Annotated in this window: 15 protein-coding genes; 1 reads left to right on the forward strand and 14 read right to left on the reverse strand. The window is 59.7% G+C overall.

The annotated features are described in order from the left end of the window. Window positions 1-174 precede the first annotated feature (174 nt). From RDK48_RS07575 to RDK48_RS07640, 14 genes are all read right to left on the reverse strand, one after another. Window positions 175-555 (reverse strand): chemotaxis response regulator CheY, encoded by a 381-nt coding sequence (locus RDK48_RS07575; protein ID WP_298995188.1) that lies wholly within the window; start codon window positions 553-555, stop codon window positions 175-177. 77 nt (window positions 556-632) lie between these two features. After that, a complete protein-coding gene (locus RDK48_RS07580; RefSeq protein WP_240823604.1) occupies window positions 633-1,412 on the reverse strand; it encodes a FliA/WhiG family RNA polymerase sigma factor in 780 nt (259 codons plus the stop codon). A 170-nt stretch (window positions 1,413-1,582) separates the two neighbouring features. After that, window positions 1,583-2,395 (reverse strand): MinD/ParA family protein, encoded by an 813-nt coding sequence (locus tag RDK48_RS07585; RefSeq protein ID WP_022657631.1) that lies wholly within the window; start codon window positions 2,393-2,395, stop codon window positions 1,583-1,585. Window positions 2,396-2,428: 33 nt separating this feature from the next. After that, window positions 2,429-3,472: a flagellar biosynthesis protein FlhF gene (locus RDK48_RS07590; RefSeq protein WP_298995175.1), complete on the reverse strand. Its 1,044-nt coding sequence runs from the start codon at window positions 3,470-3,472 to the stop codon at window positions 2,429-2,431. A 274-nt stretch (window positions 3,473-3,746) separates the two neighbouring features. Beyond that, window positions 3,747-5,846, reverse strand: a complete 2,100-nt coding sequence (gene flhA, locus RDK48_RS07595; protein WP_298995171.1) for a flagellar biosynthesis protein FlhA — start codon at window positions 5,844-5,846, stop codon at window positions 3,747-3,749. An 83-nt stretch (window positions 5,847-5,929) separates the two neighbouring features. Continuing rightward, window positions 5,930-7,009 carry a flagellar type III secretion system protein FlhB gene (gene flhB / locus RDK48_RS07600; protein WP_298995168.1) on the reverse strand — a complete coding sequence of 360 codons (1,080 nt, stop codon included), beginning with the start codon at window positions 7,007-7,009 and terminating at the stop codon, window positions 5,930-5,932. 166 nt (window positions 7,010-7,175) lie between these two features. Then, window positions 7,176-7,907, reverse strand: a complete 732-nt coding sequence (locus RDK48_RS07605) for a prephenate dehydrogenase (RefSeq protein ID WP_298995291.1) — start codon at window positions 7,905-7,907, stop codon at window positions 7,176-7,178. Window positions 7,908-8,044: 137 nt separating this feature from the next. Further along, entirely contained in the window at window positions 8,045-9,481 is a 1,437-nt protein-coding gene (locus tag RDK48_RS07610; RefSeq protein WP_298995165.1) for a 3-phosphoshikimate 1-carboxyvinyltransferase, read from the reverse strand. After that, window positions 9,478-10,710: a prephenate dehydratase gene (pheA, locus tag RDK48_RS07615; protein ID WP_298995162.1), complete on the reverse strand. Its 1,233-nt coding sequence runs from the start codon at window positions 10,708-10,710 to the stop codon at window positions 9,478-9,480. The genes RDK48_RS07610 and pheA overlap by 4 nt, the downstream gene beginning before the upstream one ends. Window positions 10,711-10,712: 2 nt before the next feature. Continuing rightward, entirely contained in the window at window positions 10,713-11,696 is a 984-nt protein-coding gene (locus RDK48_RS07620) for a 3-dehydroquinate synthase II family protein (protein WP_298995159.1), read from the reverse strand. Between the two features lie 5 nt (window positions 11,697-11,701). Continuing rightward, the gene (locus RDK48_RS07625; RefSeq protein ID WP_298995156.1) at window positions 11,702-12,499 is read right to left on the reverse strand and encodes a 2-amino-3,7-dideoxy-D-threo-hept-6-ulosonate synthase; all 798 of its coding nucleotides are present in this window, start codon (window positions 12,497-12,499) and stop codon (window positions 11,702-11,704) included. 337 nt (window positions 12,500-12,836) lie between these two features. Continuing rightward, on the reverse strand, window positions 12,837-13,898 hold the full coding sequence (locus RDK48_RS07630; RefSeq protein ID WP_298995153.1) for a bifunctional oligoribonuclease/PAP phosphatase NrnA: 1,062 nt from the start codon (window positions 13,896-13,898) through the stop codon (window positions 12,837-12,839). A gap of 58 nt (window positions 13,899-13,956) precedes the next feature. Next, window positions 13,957-14,772: a cobamide remodeling phosphodiesterase CbiR gene (gene cbiR / locus RDK48_RS07635; protein WP_298995151.1), complete on the reverse strand. Its 816-nt coding sequence runs from the start codon at window positions 14,770-14,772 to the stop codon at window positions 13,957-13,959. A gap of 107 nt (window positions 14,773-14,879) precedes the next feature. After that, on the reverse strand, window positions 14,880-17,792 hold the full coding sequence (locus tag RDK48_RS07640) for an insulinase family protein (protein WP_298995149.1): 2,913 nt from the start codon (window positions 17,790-17,792) through the stop codon (window positions 14,880-14,882). A gap of 196 nt (window positions 17,793-17,988) precedes the next feature. Between RDK48_RS07640 and RDK48_RS07645 the strand changes: the two genes are divergently transcribed. After that, window positions 17,989-19,512 (forward strand): DUF2079 domain-containing protein, encoded by a 1,524-nt coding sequence (locus RDK48_RS07645; protein WP_298995146.1) that lies wholly within the window; start codon window positions 17,989-17,991, stop codon window positions 19,510-19,512. Window positions 19,513-19,546: the final 34 nt, after the last annotated feature.

A 19,546-nucleotide genomic window follows, 5' to 3' on the forward strand; every position in this document is an offset into this window, starting at 1 on the left:
GACCCCGGCCAGAAGCGGGCCGTCAAAGCCAGGGAAACTTTGGCGCTGTGGCCAAGGGCAGGTTGCCTGCGAAAAAGCTGGCTGCCCTGCGTGGATATTGGTGGATATCCGCGCCACGCATACGTGCCGGGCGAATGCACATCGCCACTGGCAAGTATTTCAATGTGGAATGCCCTAGGGAAAAATCTTGTCGATTTTCTGCTTCATCGTGTCCGCAGTAAAAGGCTTGACGATGTAGTTGGAAACCTTGGCCTGCACAGCTTCAATTATGTTTTCCTGCTGGGCTTCAGCAGTGACCATCAGAAAGGGGATGTTGGCAAACTGTTCGCTTGAGCGAACCTTGCGGAGCAGATCAATGCCTGTCATCTGGGGCATGTTCCAGTCCGAAACGATAAAGTCGATCTTTTCGCGGTTCAGAACATCCCATGCCGAGGTGCCGTCATCGGCTTCCACCACGTTCTGAAAACCAAGCTGGCGCAGAATGTTGCGCACAATACGGCGCATGGTGGAAAAATCGTCAACCACAAGAACTCGCATATTCGGATTGTAAGGCATGAGAAAAACTCCTTGAAGCGCCGTCAATATCGGTTTGCAACAGACGTTGCAGCCGTGCGTCACTGTCTGTTGTAAGCTTATATTTCAGTGCCTTCGCCGTAGAGATTATGGAATTCCTTGCGAAGGCGGCTCAGTGCCTGTGAATGCAATTGTGAAACCCTGCCTTCGGTGATGCCCATGACTTCGGCAGTTTCACGCATATTCAGCTCATCAGTATAATACAGCGAGAGTACCAACTTTTCTCTTGGCGTCAAGCGGTCGATCAGCGGCGCCACGCGCTCCACAAGCTCTTGCAGGGCAGTGCTGCGGAAGGGTTCTCCGCCTTCGGGGCCTTCGCCCGAGAGCGTGTCCTGAATGGCGTCAAGTGAAATCCAGAGCTGGTTTTGCAGGGCTTCAAGACCCTGCCGCACATCGCGCATGTCGAGGCCGGTGATCTTTTGCAGCTCGTCCTCGGTGGCCTGTCGGCCTTGCTCGTGCTCAACCTTGCGCATGGCTTCATCAAGCACCCGCACCCGCTGACGCAAGGACCGGGGAAACCAGTCAAGCCGGCGCAATTCATCGAGCATGGCTCCCTTGATGCGGCTTTCGGCATACGTTTCAAAGCGGATGCCGAGCTGCGGCCTGAACTTGCCCAAGGCTTCCATGAGGCCCAGGGTGCCGGAGCTGATCAGCTCCCCAAGTTCTATGCTGCGTGGCAACTTGGCTTTGAGCCGCAAAGCGAGAAAGCGTATCTTGGGCGCATAGTGACGCACCACGGATTCCTGCTCTGCCGGTGAAAAGCTCTCCCAAGGGGTTGCCCCGGTTTCTAGCGCTTCCCAGGGGCAGGGAGCTTGCGCTTGCGCTGTGCCGGTCTTCATGTTGGTTTCCTTCGGATTTGCCTCTTCTACCCCGTGGCATCTGGATGCCTGTTATGCCTCGCTCCACCTGCCCGCCAAGGCTGGTTGCGCTGCGTTTTTGACACGTTGAGGTTATGGAGCGTTGTTTCTGTCGCAAAAGGCCTGTCAGGTCAGGAATCCCACCCGCAATTCTAGCGGAACAGCAGTTTTTTCCAGAAAAACTTGATGTTGCCGTCGAGGTTTTCGGGGGCTTCCCATGCGCTGATGTTCTTGGCCAGCGACATGGTGGCCTTTGCCGCCGGGCTTTGCGGTTCGCTTATGCAATAGGGCAACTGCTGCACCACGGCCTTGCGTACGCCTGTATCGCGCGGGATAACGCCCACGAGTTCCAGGGAGACGCCACTGAGAAAATGGTCGCAGGCCTGATGCAGACGCACAAACATGTCCTTGGCCGTCTTGAGGTCCGGGGCCATGTTGACGCACACCTTGAAGCGTTCAACGCCGTGATTGTTTTTCAGCACCTTGATAAGAGCATAGGCGTCAGTGAGCGAGGTCGGTTCCGGTGTAAGCACTACCAGGCGTTCTTGCGCGGCCATGTTGAAATAGAGCACATTGTCGCTGATGCCTGCACCTGTGTCCACGATGAGGTAGTCAAGCCCGTCTTCCATTTCGTCTACGGCTTCAAGCAGTTCAAGCTTCTGCCCCGTGGAAAGGGTGAGCATTTCGCTCATGCCGGAAGAAGCAGGCAAGATGGAAAAACCGTAAGGCGTGGGAAAGAGGATGTCCGAAATGGTGGCCCCTTCGTGGAACAGATGAAAAATATTCTTCTGCGGGGTCAGACCAAGCACCACGTCTACATTGGCCAGGCCGAGGTCGGCGTCAATAAGCACCACCTGCTTGCCCAGTTGCGCAAGGCAAATGGCAAGATTAACCGAGATATTGGTCTTGCCTACGCCGCCCTTGCCTGAGGTGACGGAAAAAACCAGAGGGAAAGTGCCGCTCATCTGTCTGCTCCACATGTTATGGCTCATGCCGCGCTAGGCGGCCTGGCCGGGAAGTTGCCTTTTGAAAATAAGACGCCAGACCAGCGGCTCGGTGGCCGGGGCAAGGCTTTCCTTGAGTTCCGCGCCGAACGACAGTGCTGAAACCGGCAATCCGGCAGCGCAGGCCACATTCACAATATTGCCGAAGCTTACGGCTTCGTCCAGCTTGGTCCATACAAGGGAGCCAGGCCCTTCAAATTTGTATCTTTGTAAAAACGCCTGTGTTTGCAGAGCGTCAAAAAATGGCGAAAGCGTAAGGTGTGTAGCGGTTTCCACAGTGTCCAGACCCATGTCGGCCCGCCAGTGGGCAAGATTGCCGTTGCGGTCAAGGCCGGGAACATCAATGAATACGGCGCGGGCCTCGCGGGTGGCGGCCAGGGCAAGTTCCATGGCGGCCTTGTCGGGCGCTTCCATATACGTAAAATTGGAAAGTTCCGCCCAGTGGCGCAAAATCAGCCTGCCGTTGCCGCGCAGGCAGTCGGCGTTGATAAAGGCAATGCGCGCTTCTGGCTCGTGCTTGCGCAGGTGCAGTGCAAAGCGCAGGGCAGTTGTGGTTTTACCAAAACCGAAAGGCCCGGCCATCAGGTGGATACGCTGCCGCCACTGTTCCGCACCCCAGGCCTTAACCGGCACCATGCCGCAGAGGCATTCAAGTACAGAGGCTCCGGGTTCTGCCAGCAAACGCTGGTAGAGGTCAACCGCCACAGAGTCAGAAACACCTTCGCGCTGCAAATATTCCAGAGCAACTCGCTGGCGGGGCGTGAGGCGTTCAAGCTGAATGGCTGGCTTCATCAAGGCAAATATCTGATCCTTGAGATGCATCCATTCCTTGTGCCATTCACCCCAGCCAGCAGGCGCGCCTGCGGCTTGCGTTCCTTCGGTCTTGGGGCGCTCGATCCCGGCAGTTATTTCATGGCAGACGGCACCGTTCTTGCGATAGGTGCGGTTGCCCAGGATAACGGCGTCAGGCCCCATCTCGGCCTTGATTCTGGCCAAAATTTCCTGTGATGTGGCCCCTGTGAACGTCTTTACCTGCATGGCCCATTCCTTTGCCTTACGGTTCAATATCGCCCAACGGCGCATCAGTGCCGTTTGTTTGACGACAAACCTGTATTTGCAAATTCGGGGCCAACTTTTTGGGCAGTATTGGCCCATGCGATTACAACCACGGGAACACAGCTTTTGCCATAGACAATACTAGCTGGTGGAAAAGTAAAAGGCAACGAATCCTGATAGCTGGAGAGGAATATAAAAATAAAGCGGCGCTCTGACACAAAGGTCGGAGCGCCGCGTAACGTTGGGGCAGGCCGGATTATTCGGCGCTTACCACGCCCACCGATTGCAGCCGGATGTCGGGCGGAATCTCCGCCTGCGAGATGACCGGCACCGTGGGCAGAAAGCGCGTGACAATCTGGGCCAGATGCGGACGGATAATCGGCGTCACCAGCAGCACGGGCTGGGCATCGGTATTCACCGCATTGTCGGCAGCAGTGCTGATGTTGTTCACCAGCCGCTGGGCCACAGCCGGATTCATGGAGAGGAAGGTCACGCCGTTGTCGGCATGGCGAATGCCTTCCTGCACCAGACGCTCGGCATTGGGCGCAAGGGTCAGCACTGAAAGCGTTCCCTGGCTGTCCAGATAGGGTCGTACAATGGCGCGGGAGAGTTTTTCGCGCACATATTCTGCCAGCGTGTCGGGATTTTTGACGTTTGAGCCAAAATCGCCCAGAGTTTCCACAATGGTGAGCATGTCGCGTATGCTGACGCTTTCGCGCACCAGCAGTTGCAGCACTTTCTGCACCACGCCAAGGGGCAGCACGTTGGGCACCAGGTCTTCCACTGCCTTGGGCGAATGCTTGGCGACCGTGTCCAGCAGCCCTTGCACGCCCTGGCGGTCAAGAAAGTCGGCCAGCTGACGCTTGAACACTTCCGTCAGATGCGTAGCGATAACCGTTGCCGGGTCAACCACAGTGTAGCCCGCAAGCATGGCCTCCTCGCGCTGACTGTCGGGAATCCACAGGGCAGGCAGGTTAAAGGCAGGCTCGCGCGTTTCAATGCCGCTGATCTTGGTGGTCACGTTGCCGGGATCCATGGCCAGAAAGTGATCGACCAGAATTTCTGCCGAAGCCACCTGATTGCCCTTGATAAGCAGGGCGTACTGGCCGGGCTTGAGCTGAAGGTTATCGCGCAGGTGCAACGAGGGAATGACCACGCCCATGTCCAGAGCAAACTGTCGGCGTATGGAGCGGATGCGGGCCAGCAGGTTGCCGCTCTGTTCTTCGTCCACCAGGGGGATGAGGCCGTAGCCCACTTCAAGTTCAAGTGTATCAAGGGGCAACAGCGCCTGTACCTCTTCCGGCGTGTCGGCGGTGCCGGAACCGCTTTTCTTTTTCTTGTCTGCCTTGGCCTTGTCGGCGGCCTCCTGATCCTTGTTTTCCGTGAGGCGGCTCACCACAAAGATAAGGATGGATATGCAGAGGAAGGGGATGGTCGGCAGGCCGGGAACCAGCGCAAACAGCAGTAACACGCCCGAGACCATCTTGAGCGCACGGCTGTTGAAGGTAAGCTGGGCCAGAAATTCTTCGCCCATCTTGGCTTCGGAGGCGGCGCGCGAAACCAGCAAGCCAGTGCCGGTGGAAACAATGATGGAAGGTATGGTGGAAACCAGGCCGTCACCGATGGTCAGCAGAGAATAGGTGGTGAGGGCTGTGTTCCAGTCCATATCCTTCTGGACCATACCAATGATGATACCGCCCACAAGGTTCACCAGGGTGATGAACATGCCTGCGTTCACGTCGCCCGAAACAAATTTGCAGGCACCGTCCATGGCGCCGTAAAAATCTGCTTCCTTGCGCAGTCCTGCGCGGCGGGCATTGGCCTGTTCTTCATCCAGCAAACCAGCATTGAGGTCAGCTTCAATGGCCATCTGCTTGCCGGGCATGGCGTCCAGGGTGAAGCGGGCCGCCACTTCTGCGATACGCGAGGTACCAGCGGTGATAACGGTCTTGTTCAGAATGAACAGGATCATAAAGATAACGGCGCCCACAACGTAACTGCCGCCCACAACAAACTGGCCGAATGCGCGGATTACTTCGCCCGCAGCGTTTGCGCCCATATTGCCGTTGAGCAGAATAAGGCGGGTGGACGCCACGTTGAGCGCCAGCCTCAGAAGGGTTGTGACCAGCAGCAACGAAGGAAAGATGGTAAATTCCAGCGGCGAGGTCATGAACATTGTGGTTATAAGCACCAGCAGGGAAATGGAAATACTGATGCAGAGCATGAAATCGAGAAAAAACGTGGGCAGAGGCACCAGCATGACAAACAGGATGATGACCACACCGGCTGCAAGAAATATTTCGCCGTTTTTTGAAAATCGAGCGTAATCAAGCTGGGGGATTACTACGGCAGCCATTTTTATGACACCTCTCTGCGTTGGTTCCCGAAAGCGGGTTTACCCTGGTACGTATGGACAAGATGGAAAAATTCCTTGCCTTTCTAGGGCCTTGCCGCCTTGGGCTTGAGCTTCCAGATGCTGGCCAGCACAGCAGCCACTGCTTTGTAAAGCTCTTCGGGAATCATGTCGCCCACCTCTGTGGACTTATACAAAGCCCGTGCCAGAGGCACGTTTTCGCGAATGGGAATCCGGTTTTCGCGGGCTATTTCCTTGATTTTTTCGGCCAGATTGTCTGCACCCTTGGCAAGCACGATGGGCGCGGGAGCTTCCGAGGTATTATAGCTCAGGGCCACGGCTATGTGCGTGGGGTTTGTGACCACCACATCCGCCTTGGGCACGTCGGCCAACATACGCTTGCTCATCATTTCCATCATTTTTCTGCGCTGCTGCCCCTTGATCACGGGGTCGCCTTCAGCCTGTTTCTGCTCGTCCTTCACTTCTGACTTGGTCATCTTCATGCCCTCGTTATAGGCATAGTGCGACTGCCATACGTCAAAAATGGCAATGGCAATGATGGGCAGCAGCGCGTAGCAGGTCAGCTTGAAAGCCATTTGCAGCATGTAGGTCGCCACGCCTTCGGTGCTGGCGTAGTACATGGGCAGAAAATTCTGATGTTCCTTGAAGATGATCCAGCCAGGGATGATGCCAAGAACAAGAGAAAACAGCAGGCTCTTGATGGTGCGCAGGGCTGTTTGCGGCGATGCCAGCATCTGCTTGAGCCCCTGGACTATGTTGAAGCGCTTCAAGGTGGGGCGCATGGCCTTGGTTGTCCAGAGTTTTCCCACCTGTAAGCGCTGCGCCAGAAATGCCAGAAAGCCCAAGGTCAGCAGAATGGGCATGATCATGCGGGCAATTTCAAGCGTGACGTCAATGCTGAGGCTGTAGACGTTTTCAGGGTTGGGATCGAACTCCCACGAGTGGCTGAGAAAGTGGCGGAACAGGCGCTTGATGTTGTCGGCCATGGGGCCGATCCAGGCATAAAGAACACACAAGCCCCCCAGCAGGCTCACTGCCTTGCCCAGTTCTGGCGCTTTGGGAACATTGCCCTCCTCACGCTGCTTACTGACGCGTTTTGGAGTGGCTCTTTCTGTTCTGCTTGGATCTTGCTGCGAACCGAACATGCTCTTACCGCCCTGGGTTGGTTGGCGCTGTTAAGCGCTTTGCCCAGGCAATAGCAAAAAATATGCCCGTCAGAGAACTGGCGGGCATATCAGATCAGGGCGCAACGGTCATTGGGCGCATGGAGTTTCCTCCGCATGTGCGTCATCTGTTGCGGGCTGTTTGAAATCAGGGAGTTTGCTGATCCGCTTCTTCCTGCCACCACCAGCGGGCGCGCTGGCAGAGCAGGTCAATATCGCCAGCGGCGGCGAGGTTGAGCATCTGCCGGTATTGGCGCACAGCTTCGTAGCTGTAGGGATTGGCCTCAAACAGGCCAGCGAACATGCGCGCGTCTTCTGTCAGCATTTTGCGGGCAGCGTTCTGGCGGCGGCGGAATGAAGGCGTAAGAAAGGGCAGCAGGTCCTCATGCTCCGCCAGCAGGGCAAAGTACGCCAGGCTGGTGATGAAGTTCATGTTCTGGATGCTGGCCATGGCCTTGTCGTGTTTTTCGGCAGTGGTGCAGAAAACACGGCAGCCAAGGGCTGTAAAAAAGCCCGAGGCCAGTTCCACATGATCTTGCCCCGCATGGCCCCCCGGCACAATGGCCACGGGCTGGTCTGCCTGCGGATCCGGCTTGGGGCCAAAGAGGGGGTGCGTGCCCACTACTGGCCCGGCCCAGACCTTTTCCATCTGTTGCAGCGGGATTTCCTTGACGGAGGTTATGTCCGCCAGCACCGCCCCAGGGAGCAGATGCGGGCAGACCGCAGCGATAACCTCGCTGAAAACAGCGGCAGGAACGCAAATGATGGCCAGCTCGGCCCCCGCGCAGGCGGGAGCCAGAACTTCGGGCGTCAGGGGCACGTCCACGCCCGCCACGTTCAGCCCTGCTGACTCGGCGCGAGCCAGCAGCATGGCACCCATGCGGCCAGTGGAGCCAACAATGACGGTTTTTACGGGATTGCGCGGGCAGAAGCCGGTAAAGCCGTCAAATCCATCCTCCGCAGCGGATTCCCCGCCGTTATGGGCGGCAGGGACGCCGTTGCTGCCTTGATTGCCGTTCATGCCAGTTGCTCCCAGATATTCCAGAATTGCGGAAAGGATTTGCGCACCACCAGCGGGTCGTCCAGCAGGTCGCGCACATTTGTTTCAGGCTGGCGCAGCCCCAGCAGGGCCAGAGACATGGCAATGCGGTGGTCGTTGTGGGCCGAGAGGGAAACGCCCTCGGGCAAGCGCGGACAGTCCGGCTTGCCGTTGCCGCGTCCGGCCAGACCGTGAATGAGCATGCCGTCGGAAAGCTGGTCAATGACCACGCCAGCCTTGGCAAGCTCCTGCGCCGGGGCGTTGATGCGATCCGATTCTTTATAACGCAGATGGGCCACATTGCTGATGCGTGTGGAACCCTGCGCAAAGGCGGCCAGCACAGCTACAGTGGGCACGAGGTCGGGGCAGTCGCCCATGTCCAGCTCCACGCCATGAAGGGCGGAGGGGTACACGGTGACGGAATTTTCCGTCATGGTCATGCGCGCGCCCATGCGCTCCAAAATGCCCAGCATGGCGCGGTCGCCCTGCAGGGAATCCGTGCGCAAACCTTCAACCCTCACGGGCTTAAGGCCCAGTGCGCCAGCGGCCAGCAGATAGGACGCGCCAGACCAGTCGCCTTCAACGGTGTAGTTGCCCGCGCGGTACGCGCCGGGATGGACTGTCACGCGCAGGCAGCCGGGATGCGCGGCCCTGAGTTCGCGCCATGCGCCAGGGGACAGCATTCCCCAGGGAGCATCGGCCGCGTTGCGGGTTTCCACGTCAAAGTGGATGCCGTAGTCTGTCAGGCATTGCAGGGTCAGCCCCACATAGGGCCAGGACACGGCTTTTTGCCCGCCAAGCGTTACGGACAAGGGCGCAGGCCCCATTGGGGCCGCCAGCAACAGACCCGAAAAATACTGGCTCGAAATATCCATGCCCAGCGTCACCTCTCCCCCGCACAGGGCAGGGTTGAGGCCCTTGGCGTGCAGCACCAGAGGCGGACAGTCGGCCTTGCCCTCAAATGTGACGGCAAGGCCCAGTTTTTTGAGGGCGTCGGTCAGTTCTTCAATGGGGCGTTCGTGCATGCGCGGCGCGCCGTGCACGCGAAATTCACCCTCGCCAGCGGCCAGCACGGCGGTGAGCAGCCGACATGTGGTGCCGGATTCTTCCACATCACAGGAAAGAGGATCACCCGTTGCGCCGCCGCGGGGCTTGCCGCCCATGCCCGTCACGCGCCACACGCCGGAGGCCTGAGTGCTTTCGGGCAGGGTTTCCATGTTCGCCCCGGCCCCGCACAGGATGGCGCGGGTGCGTTCGAGGTCGCGGCTTTCAAGGGTGTGCCGCACTGTGGAAACTCCCTGCGCCAGCGCCGCGCCAATAAGATAGCGGTGCGAAACAGATTTGGAAGCGGGTGCGGTAACGCTAGCCGTGGCCTGCTTTTCGCCCTCGGTGATGATAATGGTGCTCTGGCTCATGAGGCTGGCTGCTCCGGTGTTTCCGAGTGGAGGTCAAGACGGTCCAGTTGCGGCCCTGTGGGGTAGCTGCCCAGTATGCGGAAGCTGGTACAGACTTCGTGCAGTTTTTCCAGCAGGGGGGCGTAGCGGGGATCTTCGAGATCGCTTTCCACATCGGCAAAAAATACATATTTCCAGCGCTGCCCACGCAGGGGGCGCGATTCCAGCTTGCGCATGTTGATGCCGTTGCTTGCCAGCAGGTCAAGTACGCTTGAGAGCGCGCCCGCCTTGTCTGCCGTGGTGAACAGCAGCGAGGTCTTGTCCGCGCCGGTATGGCCGGGCTGCGGGCCGCCCGTGCGGCTGCCCGAGCGCGCATCGCCGGGGCCGATGATCACAAAGCGCGTCCAGTTGCCGGGCTCGTCCTCAATGCGGCGGGCCAGAACGGCAATGCCCATGAGGTCGGCCAGCTTACCGTGACCAATGGCGGCAGCGTCTTCCTTGCCAGCGGCGTACTGGGCGGCGGCAGCGGTGGATTCCACCGGCACAAGGCCAGCGCCGGGCAGATGGGCGCGCAGCCATGCGCCGCACTGGGCCAGGGGCTGGGGGTGGGAATACACGGTGCGCACGGCGGCCAGCGAGGGCGCGTTGCTCAGCAGACAGTGCGAAATGCGCGAAAACAGTTCGGCCTGAATATGCACGTCGTACTTGAGGAACAAGTCAAAGCTCACGCCCACGGTTCCCTGAAGGGAATTTTCCAGCGGCACCACGCCGAGCTCGCACTGGCCGGAAGCCACTTCCTGAAAGACCTGCGTAATATCGTTGCAGGGGCGGAACTGGGCGGCATGGCCCAGATATTCCACGCCCGCAAAGTAGGAAAACGTGCCTTCCGGGCCGAGATAGGCCACATTCTGGGGCCGCTGCAAGGAGCGGGAGGAAGAAAATATCTCGCGCCAGATGGCCCGCAGATGATCCTCCGGCAGGGGACCGGGGTTGCGCGTTGCCAGACTGTCCAGCACTTCCTTTTCCCGCAGGGGCTTGAATATAATGCCCGGCACATCGGCCTTGATGCGTCCCACTTCGAGGCTCAGGGCCGCCCGCTGGTTAAAGAGCGCGAGCAGATCCTGATCCACGGCGTCAATCTCGTGCCGGATGGCGGCAAGGCGCGCGCCCGCCTCATCTGGAGAGGCTGCCTGACGGTCTGCTGCGGCTGCGGGGTGGTCCTTGGGCCAGTGGCTGTTGCTGTCGTCCATGCTTATATCTCCCGGATGTCTTCGCGGATGCGCATGCCAAAATGGCGACCAGCTTCGTCCAGACGGCACAGCACGGTATCGCCTGGTTTCAGGCTCACCACGCTTACCGGCTCGCCGCCGGGGGTCGTCAGGCGGATGGTTTCGGCATTCTGCAAAAATACCGCGCCGGTTTTAACGCCGTCTTCGGTGGTAACCTGGGCTTCAACCAGCAGCATGGGGCGCACTTCAATCTTGACCCTGCCAAGGGTGGCAAGGCTGGTTTCGCCGTTGGCGTCCACGATCAGCACTTCCTGCCCCGCCTTGAATTCGCCAAGATAGGTGGTTTTGTCGCCGGGCAGGCGCACGTAGGCATGCACAGCCCCCGCATTGACCCTGAAGGGGCGGGCGGCAACATACTCGTTGCGCTCGGTTTCCGCATGCACAAGAAAGGTAAAGGCGCTGGAATTGCCCACCAGCATGCCCTGGCCCTTGCGCAGGATGGAGAGCGTATCAGCGCAGACTCGGTGTCCGAGGCCCACGGATTCCACACGGGTGATCACGGCGGGCAGCAGTTCTTCATGCCCCTGCGAAAGCTTGCACTGGCTGACAATGGTCTTGAGATCGGCCACGGCCTCTCTGGATACAACAATGCCCGCCACACCGCGTTCCAAAATTCCTGCGGCAAGGCGGGCCTCGTCCAGCGTAGCGGCCTCAGCCAGAACGCTGTCGCTCTGGGCCAGAAGGTTTTCCACAGGTATTACCTCCCAGCCGCGAGCCAGAACCACACGCTCGCCCTTATGCAGCCGTTCGAGCACGGCTTCTTCGTCAGCCTTGACGGTGAGCGTCATCATGGCGGTATCTTCGGCGGCCCACACTGGGCAGCGCGAAAGACCGGAAACTTCTTCCACATGCTTGCGCGGCACAATAACTCCGTCCACGCCGGATTCCAGCGCCAGGGTCACATCGCCCTTGTCAAAGGGAACGCAGTTGAAATAGATGCGGGACATGCGGCTTACTCTCCTACAATTTCCATGGCCTGATCCACGGAAACGTTGTCGTGTACGATGGCGCGCAGGGCCTTGACCAGAGCAACGCGGTTGGGATGCTGGAAGACGTTGCGGCCCACGGAAATGCCCGCGCCGCCTGCGCTCAGCGAATCCTGAACCATCTGGAGGATCTGGCGGGTGGAATCCATGCGCTCGCCACCAGCGATAACCACAGGCACACAGCAGGCGGCCACGACTTCAGAGAAGCTTTCCGCATCGCCGGTGTAGGGCACCTTGACGATATCCGCGCCCAGCTCAACGCCCACGCGGGCGCAGTGGGCCACCACGTCCTTGGCGTAGCCGTTCTGGATCTGGGGGCCGCGGGCGTACATCATGGCCAGCAGCGGGATGCCCCAGTTGTCGCACGATTCGGCCACACGGCCCAGATCGGCCAGCATGAGGCGTTCGTTGGGGTCTCCCAGGTTCACGTGGACAGAAACGCAATCTGCGCCGTGCTTGATGGCTTCTTCAACCGTGCCCACAAGGGTTTTGGTGTTGCCGAGGGGCGAAAGCGTGGTGGAGGCGGAGAGGTGGATGATAAGACCGATGTCGCTGCCCGCGTTGCGGTGGCCGCAACGCACAAGGCCCTTGTGCATGAGCACTGCGTCCGCGCCGCCCGTGGCCATGTCGTTGACGGTGTCTCGCATGTCCACCAGACCTTCAACAGCACCAATGGTCACGCCGTGATCCATGGGAACAATGATGGTACGGCCATTTGTGCGGTTGATGATGCGTTCCAGGCGGATTTTTTTTCCAAGGTACATGGGCTCGCTCCTTTCAGTCTGCTGCTTTAAGGTGACCCGCGTGGAGCGGGGTTTGCCGCATTTTTCCCGGCGGCCCATACAAAAAAAGGGCCGCTGGCTTGTTGCCTGCGGCCCGTTGAACTTTCTAACTTTTACGCGTCAGCAAAGCTCCCGACCACAGGCTCCGGTAAAGTACGCAAAATAATACCAGCTAAAGATGCCGGCGGCGTAGGAGGAGGTGTGGTTGGAAGAAATGCGCTGCATGAAAGTATCCTTAAATTTTCTAGGTAAAAAGCTACGCGGCATGCAAAAGCCTGTCAATAAAAAATTGAAGTTTGCATGCAAATTGTTCGCAAAGTCAGGCGGTGCCACGTTCTGCGGGGTCGGAGGGGGCATCCGGAGCTGTTGTTTTGCGCCGCAGCTTGCGCGTTTCAAGCCTTTTGAGCACAAAATCGCCGGGCTTGACGCCTTCCGGCACTGCCGACAGGGGAAATTCCGCGCGGGCCAGATTGCGGTGCCCGCCAGCCTGGCCCACGTCGTAAAAACAGGCGTCCGCCAGACGGCCAATGTCCCGTCCGCCATCGCCGCGAAAGATCACGATAACGGTTTTGTCCACCACGCCGCTCACGGCTATCCACCGCAGGCCGTGCACCCGTGTGAAAAAGTCCGCCACTGCCACCAAAAGGTCTGCGCTGTTGACCTCGTTGAGCGAGGCAAAGGCTCCGCCGCCTCGGCAGTCGGCAAGGGAACGGAATGCGCGTGAAAACAGCGGCAGCCATTCCCGCAGGTATTCGCTACGCAGAATACGGCGCAGCAGGCCGTTGTCCGCATGGCGCGAAAGCCACTGATACGCGCGAAAATCGTCTTCGCCGCCGGAGCGCTCAAAAGCCGCCGTGTCTGTGCGTATGCCGTACAGCAGGGCTGTGGCAAGCCTTGGCCCTGGGCGCATGCGCAAGGCCTTGAGATAGCGGGCCATCATGGTGCTGGTGGCGCCCATATTGGGGCGGATATCACGCAGCAAGGCCGGGCCAGCCAGCGAGCATGCCGCAATGTTGTTGGCAACGCGGGGCAGGGGATGATGGTCGATAATGCAGTCAAAGTGCAGGCCCTGAAAAGCCTTGCTGTGGTGCGGCTGGGAATCCACCATGGCAAAGTGGGTGTACTGGTCGGCATTTTCAGGCTGCCAGGGGCGCACCGGGATGTTCAGGTAGCGGATCATGGCCAGGTTGTCGGGCCGGGTCACCTCATTGATGCGCGCAATGTCCACGTTGTGCACCTTGTGGATCATAATACGCTTGAGCGCCAGCGCCGATGCCAGGGCATCGGGGTCGGCATTGATGAGGATGCACCAGCGGTCGTCCTTGCTGAGACCTGCCCGCCATTTTTGCAGCAGGGCGATGTGGTCTGTGGCGCCAGCCATGATTCTCCTTAAAAGTTCTTCTGCGAAAGCCCGCTTGCGAAAGTGCGTTTGCCAATTTTCATTCGCCGGAATGCGGTTGCGCAAGCGCCTCCAGCACCGGCAGGGATGCGGCCAAACGATCCCAGTTGAATATCTCGACCATATGTACTGCCGAATCGGGTATGCGCTGCATGAGGGCGGCTGCGGTCTGCGCCTGCCCGGGCGTAAAAGCCGTGAGGGGCAGATGCCGGTCGCCGTCGCCGGGGGCGCTCCAGTGCGTCATGGTCGCCTGCTCTGGCAGGGTCGAAACCAACAGGTTTTTTTGACCATAGCCCAGGAGGTGCCCTACGTCCAGACACAGCCCCAGTCCGTGATCCTGAAGAAATCCCTGTCCAAGGCAGGCAATATCGCTGTGGGCAACGTTTTCCAACAACAGCGGAATATGACAGCAGCTTTTCCAGTGAGAGGCAAACCCTGCCAGACGGCTGCGCTGCATCATCGGCGAGCCTTGGGGCGGGTGCAGCACGGCACAGCGCGGCTGAAGAAATGCCGCCTTGCCAAGTACAGACAATGCCAATTGCGCTGCCCGGCGGGCAGGATGCGCGGCAGAACTCTTGCTGGAGGGCCAGGGCAGGTCAACGGGCAGATGCACATGCCAGCGCAGGGGCAGGGTTGCCAGATCGGGCGGCAAGTCCTGCGGCCCGTAATCCAGGCAGGACTGAGCTTCAAAAAAGCACAGTCCAACCTCGTCCACCTTGCCAGCCAGAAAACGCGCATTTTCCGCCACTCCGGCGGGCAGCACAAAGGACGGCGCGGCCAGACGGCCTGCAAAGCGTGCGGGCCGCAGATGCGGCGTGTCTGGCTGGAGCGGCTGGTCGCCTGAATCTTGGGACATCGGGTGTTCCTTGTGCGCGGTATACAGTGTCGGCCTTCCGCCACTATGCGCAAAAGGGGGAGATTTCTGGAAAATCTCCCCCTTTATCATTCTATCATTGCGGGATGCTACACCAGTTTGGTGCTGCTCCAGCTGTGTTCTTTTGCTGTTGCTTCGGTCTTGGGGCCGCCCAGCACGCAGGTGGCTCCGTTGCGCGCAACCTCGGCCAGCACCTCGGCAAATTCGCGGAAGTGTTTTTCGGTGGTGGAAAGGATTTCTTCGCGCATGAGGGCGCGGGCGGCATCTGTGTCGTCCGTGAGCCAGCGCGAGAGGGACTGCGCGCCCTTGGCGTCGGGCAGCAGGTAGCTGTCCAGATCGCCCACCGCGCCCACTATGGCCTGGGTGAGCTGGGCTTTGTCCGGGCTGAAGGTGCGCAGGTATTCGGCCATGCCGTCAAAGGCCGCCAGGGTGTCGTCCACGTTGGGGTCGCGGTATGAGGCGCACACAAGGGTGCCGCCCAGGCGGTCGAGATTGCAGAACGCGCCGTACGCGCCGCCGCGTACACGCACCCGCTCCCACAGGTAGCCCATGCGCAGGCTGCGCAGGATAACGCTGGCGGAGCCATGGTACACATAGCCCTGGTCATAGATGTTGGCGGCCTTACCCACATAGTTGATCTGGGCCGGGGCAATGAAGGCTTCGCCCTTGGGCAGTTCCAGAGGGGCGCTGCCAAAGTCCGTTGACGCCCCTGCCCGCGCGGGCAAAAGCGAGCGCAGCAGCTGGCGGGCTTCCGTTTCTACCAGCGCAAGACCCTGCGCCTCTGCGGTGCAGTCCACAACAGCGCCGGGACGGGCGATGATGCGCGAGCGCAGTTCTTCCAGATCATTCAAAACAGACTGCGGGTCAGTGTCCATACGCTCCAGCAGGCCGCGCACGCTTTCAAGGTAGCTCAGGCCCGACGTGCGTTCGGCAATGGCGCTTGCGCCGTTGAAGCGCGCCCGCAGGCGGGCGCTGACCGCCGCATGACCGGCGGACTGCAAGCCATGCTCCAGCCGGGCCTTGCCTTCAAGCAGCATCTGGCCCAGGCGTTCGCGCAACACATCGGCGTCCGTCAGGGGTTCCAGCAGGATTTCGCGGGTCAGGGCAAAGAGATCGGGCAGCTTGTCGTACACGGCCTTGCCCGACACGCCAAGGTAGCCAAAAGTCTTGCGACTGCCGCGCACAAGGCCCACAAGCGTTTCAGCGCCGAGGCCGCCCGTTTTGGCGGCCATGAGTGCGCCAAGCTCCGTAAAATCGCGTTTGGCGGTGCCTGTTTCGGTGAGGGAACGGGCAAAGAGCGGCAGCAGGGGCACGAGCCTGTCCGGCACATTGGCAAGGGGCAGCAGCAGGGTCGCGTAGGCAATACCCTGGGTGGGCAGTTCGTGCGTCAGAAATGTCTCGGGCAGTTCTGCCACTGCGCGGGGCAGCAAGGCGTTTTCACGCGGCAGGTCTTCAATCCCCAAGGCCGGGATGGTCGCAAGAGCCTCCGGGCTGTCGGGCGCGCTCTGGGCTTCCATGAGGCGGGCGGTTTCTTCCACCATCTTGGCGCGGGCCTCGGCATCGGCTGCGGCCTGTACGGCATCCACGCGGGCCTTTTCCGCATCTTCGCGGGCTTTGCCCAGCTTGGTGTCAGGCAGCAGCACCACGGTGGCGCGGTGCTCGTTGTTCAGGAACCAGTCCTTGATGGCCTGTTCAAATACGGGTTCGCCAGCCTCGATGCGGGCCTTGAGGGCGTTGAGCGGGGCTTCCCATGCCAGCGGAGCCAGCGGATCTCCATCATACAGCCATGTGGTCAGGGACTGCACCATGGCCGAAAGCCCACGGGGGAAGCGCCCCGAATTGTTTTCACGGTAGGCGAATTCCACGCTGTTGACGGCGGCCTCTACTGCCGAGCGGGGGATGCCTTCTTCCGCCAGTTGGGCCAGGGTGTCAAAAATGAGCAGTTCGGCCTGCTGCACATCGCGCGGGGCCACGCCCTTGAGACCGGTGGAGTAGTACATCTGGCGCAGGTCAGTCTCCAGCCCGCAGCCCGTAGTGTCTTCACCAAGGCCGGAGGCGATGAGCGCCTTGCGCAGGGGGGAGCCGGGCAGGCCTTCAAGGATATGCTCGAGCATTTCCATCAGCAGGGCCTGATGCACGTCCCCACGCTCGCCCAAAAGCCAGTTGACCGTAAACAGCGCGCGTTTTTCGCCCTTGGAGGCGGCATAGGCCACTTCAATCTGGCGTGGGGTTTCCAGGCGCGGCTGCAAAGGCACATCGGAATTGACCGGGCGGGCCGTGTAGCCTTCAAGCGCGGCTGCCGTCAGGCGCAGGCGTTCGTCTTCCGGGTCGTCGCCCCAGAAGAAAAAGCGGGCGTTGCTGGGGTGGTAGTAGCGGCTATGAAAATCGTAAAAGGCCTCGTAGGTGAGGTCGGGGATATTTTCCGGATTGCCGCCGGAATCAAGGCTGTAGAGCGTATCGGGGAAGAGCGCCTGCTGGCTCTGCTCCGCGAGGACGGAATCGGGCGAGGAGTAAACGCCCTTCATTTCATTGTAGACCACGCCCTTGTACGACCACGGGCCATCGGACGTTTCGGCCTCCACGTGCCAGCCTTCCTGCCGGAAGATATCCTCATCGATGCGCGGGTGGAACACTGCGTCTATGTAGACGTCAATGAGATTGTAAAAATCGCGCAGATTGCAGCTTGCGATGGGGTAGCAGGTCTTGTCGGGGAAGGTGAATGCGTTGAGAAAGGTTTGCAGCGATCCCTTCATCAGTTCAACAAAGGGTTCCTTGACGGGATATTTGTCCGACCCGCAAAGAACGGAGTGCTCCAGAATGTGGGCAACACCTGTGGAGTCGGCTGGCGGCGTGCGAAAGTTGACGCCAAAGCACTTGTTTTCGTCAGAGTTATTAATGGAAAGCAGTTGCGCTCCCGTGGCCTCGTGCCGCCACAAACGGGCGGTGCCGTCCACTTCGTGCAGATGCTGTTCTGTAAGAAGAGTGAATCCGTGCTTGTTCATGATGAATCCTGGAGTGTTGATGTGCAGTGCCGTTTGAGGCACAGCGTGAACTCTAACTATAAGTGTAGATGCGCCGTTTGAAAAGGGGCGCAGTCTGTGGCACGCCATCCCAAGCTTGTGACACGGCCTCCGGCGTGATACTGAAATCTGCCCGTGTTTTGCGCCGGGCCGCAAATTTTTGATTGAACGAGATGATATGAACATGAACTGCAAGTCCTGTACAGGTGGGTCTGCGCTGGCAGAAAAGCTGGTGCTCTGGTACATTCCTCTGGCTTTTGCCGCCTTGTTCATATGGGGCAGCGTGTTGCAGATGCGCAGCTTTGTCATCAATGATGCGGATTTTGGCTACTTTATCACGCAGATTTGGCGGGTCTGGAACGGCTGGGACTGGCAGGCTCCTTTTTCCAACGTCTATGAGGGCAAACCCTTTTACGCCCACCATTGCACCCCCCTGACGGCCCTGCTGGCTCCCCTTGTGGGGCCGTGGAAGAGCCCGTACCCCCTCAGCGTTCTGCAAGGCGTGGCGGTGGGGGCAATGGCCTTTATTCTGCCCCGGCTGGTGCGCGCCCTGCATGAAGAAGCAGACGGCGATACGCCTTCCGGCAACTGGGTGTGGACGGCAGGTTTTGCGCTGCTTCTTTTCTTTTTTTTCCGCCCGGTGCTCACGCCGTGGTCGCGGCAGGTTCACTACACAACTCTTGTTACGCCCATGCTCATGCTGGCCGTGCTCATGCTGCACAAGCGCCGCTGGTGGGCGCTTGCCGGATGCTGCCTTGTGGTCTTTCTGGCGCAGGAACGCGCCGCGCCCAGTATTTTCTGTCTGGGCATGTATGCCTTTTTGCTGCTGGGCCAGCGGCGTGTCGGCGCGATTTTATGCCTGTGTTCCGGGCTGTGGTTTGCCACGGCTACAAAGGTATGGCTGCCCTACATGCGCCAGCTTGCGGGCGCGGGGACGGGCTATGCCTTCAGCAACTTTGTAGATGTGGGCGGACAGTGGAATTTCAAGCTGCGCTACTATCTGCATCTGCTGGCTTACTCGTGGTTTTTGCCCCTGCTTGGGCGCAAGGCCTTGCTCTGCCTGCTGTGTACCTTGCCCTATCTCGCCATGGTGGCTGTCTCCGGCTACGGTCATATGTGGGCCATGGCCGGGCAGTATGAGGATTTGCCCGGCGTGTTCCTGATGCTGTCCATCTGCCACGCCTGCATGTGGGTGCAGGGCAAGCTGCGCCCCGCGTTGTGGAAAAAGCTTCTGCCCGCCGCCGGTGTGGTGATGGCCGTCATAATGCTCTCTACGCAGACAGGCTGGTATAATCCGGCTGTGACTGTGGCGCGGCTGCTGCAACATCCCGATACCCAGTCGTATGCGCGCCTGCGCGAAGCTCTGGGGCAGTTGCCGGATTTTCCCCCGACTGTGCGAGTGTGGGCGCAGTCCGGCCTTGGGCCGCACGTATTTTATCCCTATCAGCGCTATACCGCCGACATATCGCACATGGACGGCCCGCTGAACGACAGCGTGGTGATGATTTCACCCTATGCGGGCACGGCCTACCTTGCGGGCGGCGGGGGCGGGGTGTCGCGCGGGGAATTTGAGCGGGCGGAGGCGTTTTTTGACGCGCATCCCGATCTTGTCCGCGTAAAGAGCAGCGATGTTCTGGTAATTTATGCAGGAAAGAGTCTTCGCGAAACCCAGCCTGAGCTTGTGCAGGGGCTGAGTCGGTAGCTGATGTGCGGTTTGCGCGGAAATCTCCGCATCA

The organism is uncultured Desulfovibrio sp. (assembly GCF_902477725.1).
Lineage (GTDB): Bacteria > Desulfobacterota > Desulfovibrionia > Desulfovibrionales > Desulfovibrionaceae > Desulfovibrio.

Bases quoted from the DNA above. Each gene is read 5' to 3' on its own strand.
- flhB (WP_298995168.1), bottom strand. From the start codon at position 7,009: ATGTTCGGTTCGCAGCAAGATCCAAGCAGAACAGAAAGAGCCACTCCA.
- RDK48_RS07605 (WP_298995291.1), bottom strand. From the start codon at position 7,907: ATGGGTGCCATGCTGCTGGCTCGCGCCGAGTCAGCAGGGCTGAACGTG.
- RDK48_RS07575 (WP_298995188.1), bottom strand. From the start codon at position 555: ATGCCTTACAATCCGAATATGCGAGTTCTTGTGGTTGACGATTTTTCC.
- RDK48_RS07645 (WP_298995146.1), top strand. From the start codon at position 17,989: ATGAACATGAACTGCAAGTCCTGTACAGGTGGGTCTGCGCTGGCAGAA.
- pheA (WP_298995162.1), bottom strand. From the start codon at position 10,710: ATGGACGACAGCAACAGCCACTGGCCCAAGGACCACCCCGCAGCCGCA.
- cbiR (WP_298995151.1), bottom strand. From the start codon at position 14,772: ATGTCCCAAGATTCAGGCGACCAGCCGCTCCAGCCAGACACGCCGCAT.
- flhA (WP_298995171.1), bottom strand. From the start codon at position 5,846: ATGGCTGCCGTAGTAATCCCCCAGCTTGATTACGCTCGATTTTCAAAA.
- RDK48_RS07640 (WP_298995149.1), bottom strand. From the start codon at position 17,792: ATGAACAAGCACGGATTCACTCTTCTTACAGAACAGCATCTGCACGAA.
- RDK48_RS07590 (WP_298995175.1), bottom strand. From the start codon at position 3,472: ATGCAGGTAAAGACGTTCACAGGGGCCACATCACAGGAAATTTTGGCC.
- RDK48_RS07620 (WP_298995159.1), bottom strand. From the start codon at position 11,696: ATGTCCCGCATCTATTTCAACTGCGTTCCCTTTGACAAGGGCGATGTG.
- RDK48_RS07630 (WP_298995153.1), bottom strand. From the start codon at position 13,898: ATGGCTGGCGCCACAGACCACATCGCCCTGCTGCAAAAATGGCGGGCA.
- RDK48_RS07585 (WP_022657631.1), bottom strand. From the start codon at position 2,395: ATGAGCGGCACTTTCCCTCTGGTTTTTTCCGTCACCTCAGGCAAGGGC.
- RDK48_RS07625 (WP_298995156.1), bottom strand. From the start codon at position 12,499: ATGTACCTTGGAAAAAAAATCCGCCTGGAACGCATCATCAACCGCACA.
- RDK48_RS07580 (WP_240823604.1), bottom strand. From the start codon at position 1,412: ATGAAGACCGGCACAGCGCAAGCGCAAGCTCCCTGCCCCTGGGAAGCG.
- RDK48_RS07610 (WP_298995165.1), bottom strand. From the start codon at position 9,481: ATGAGCCAGAGCACCATTATCATCACCGAGGGCGAAAAGCAGGCCACG.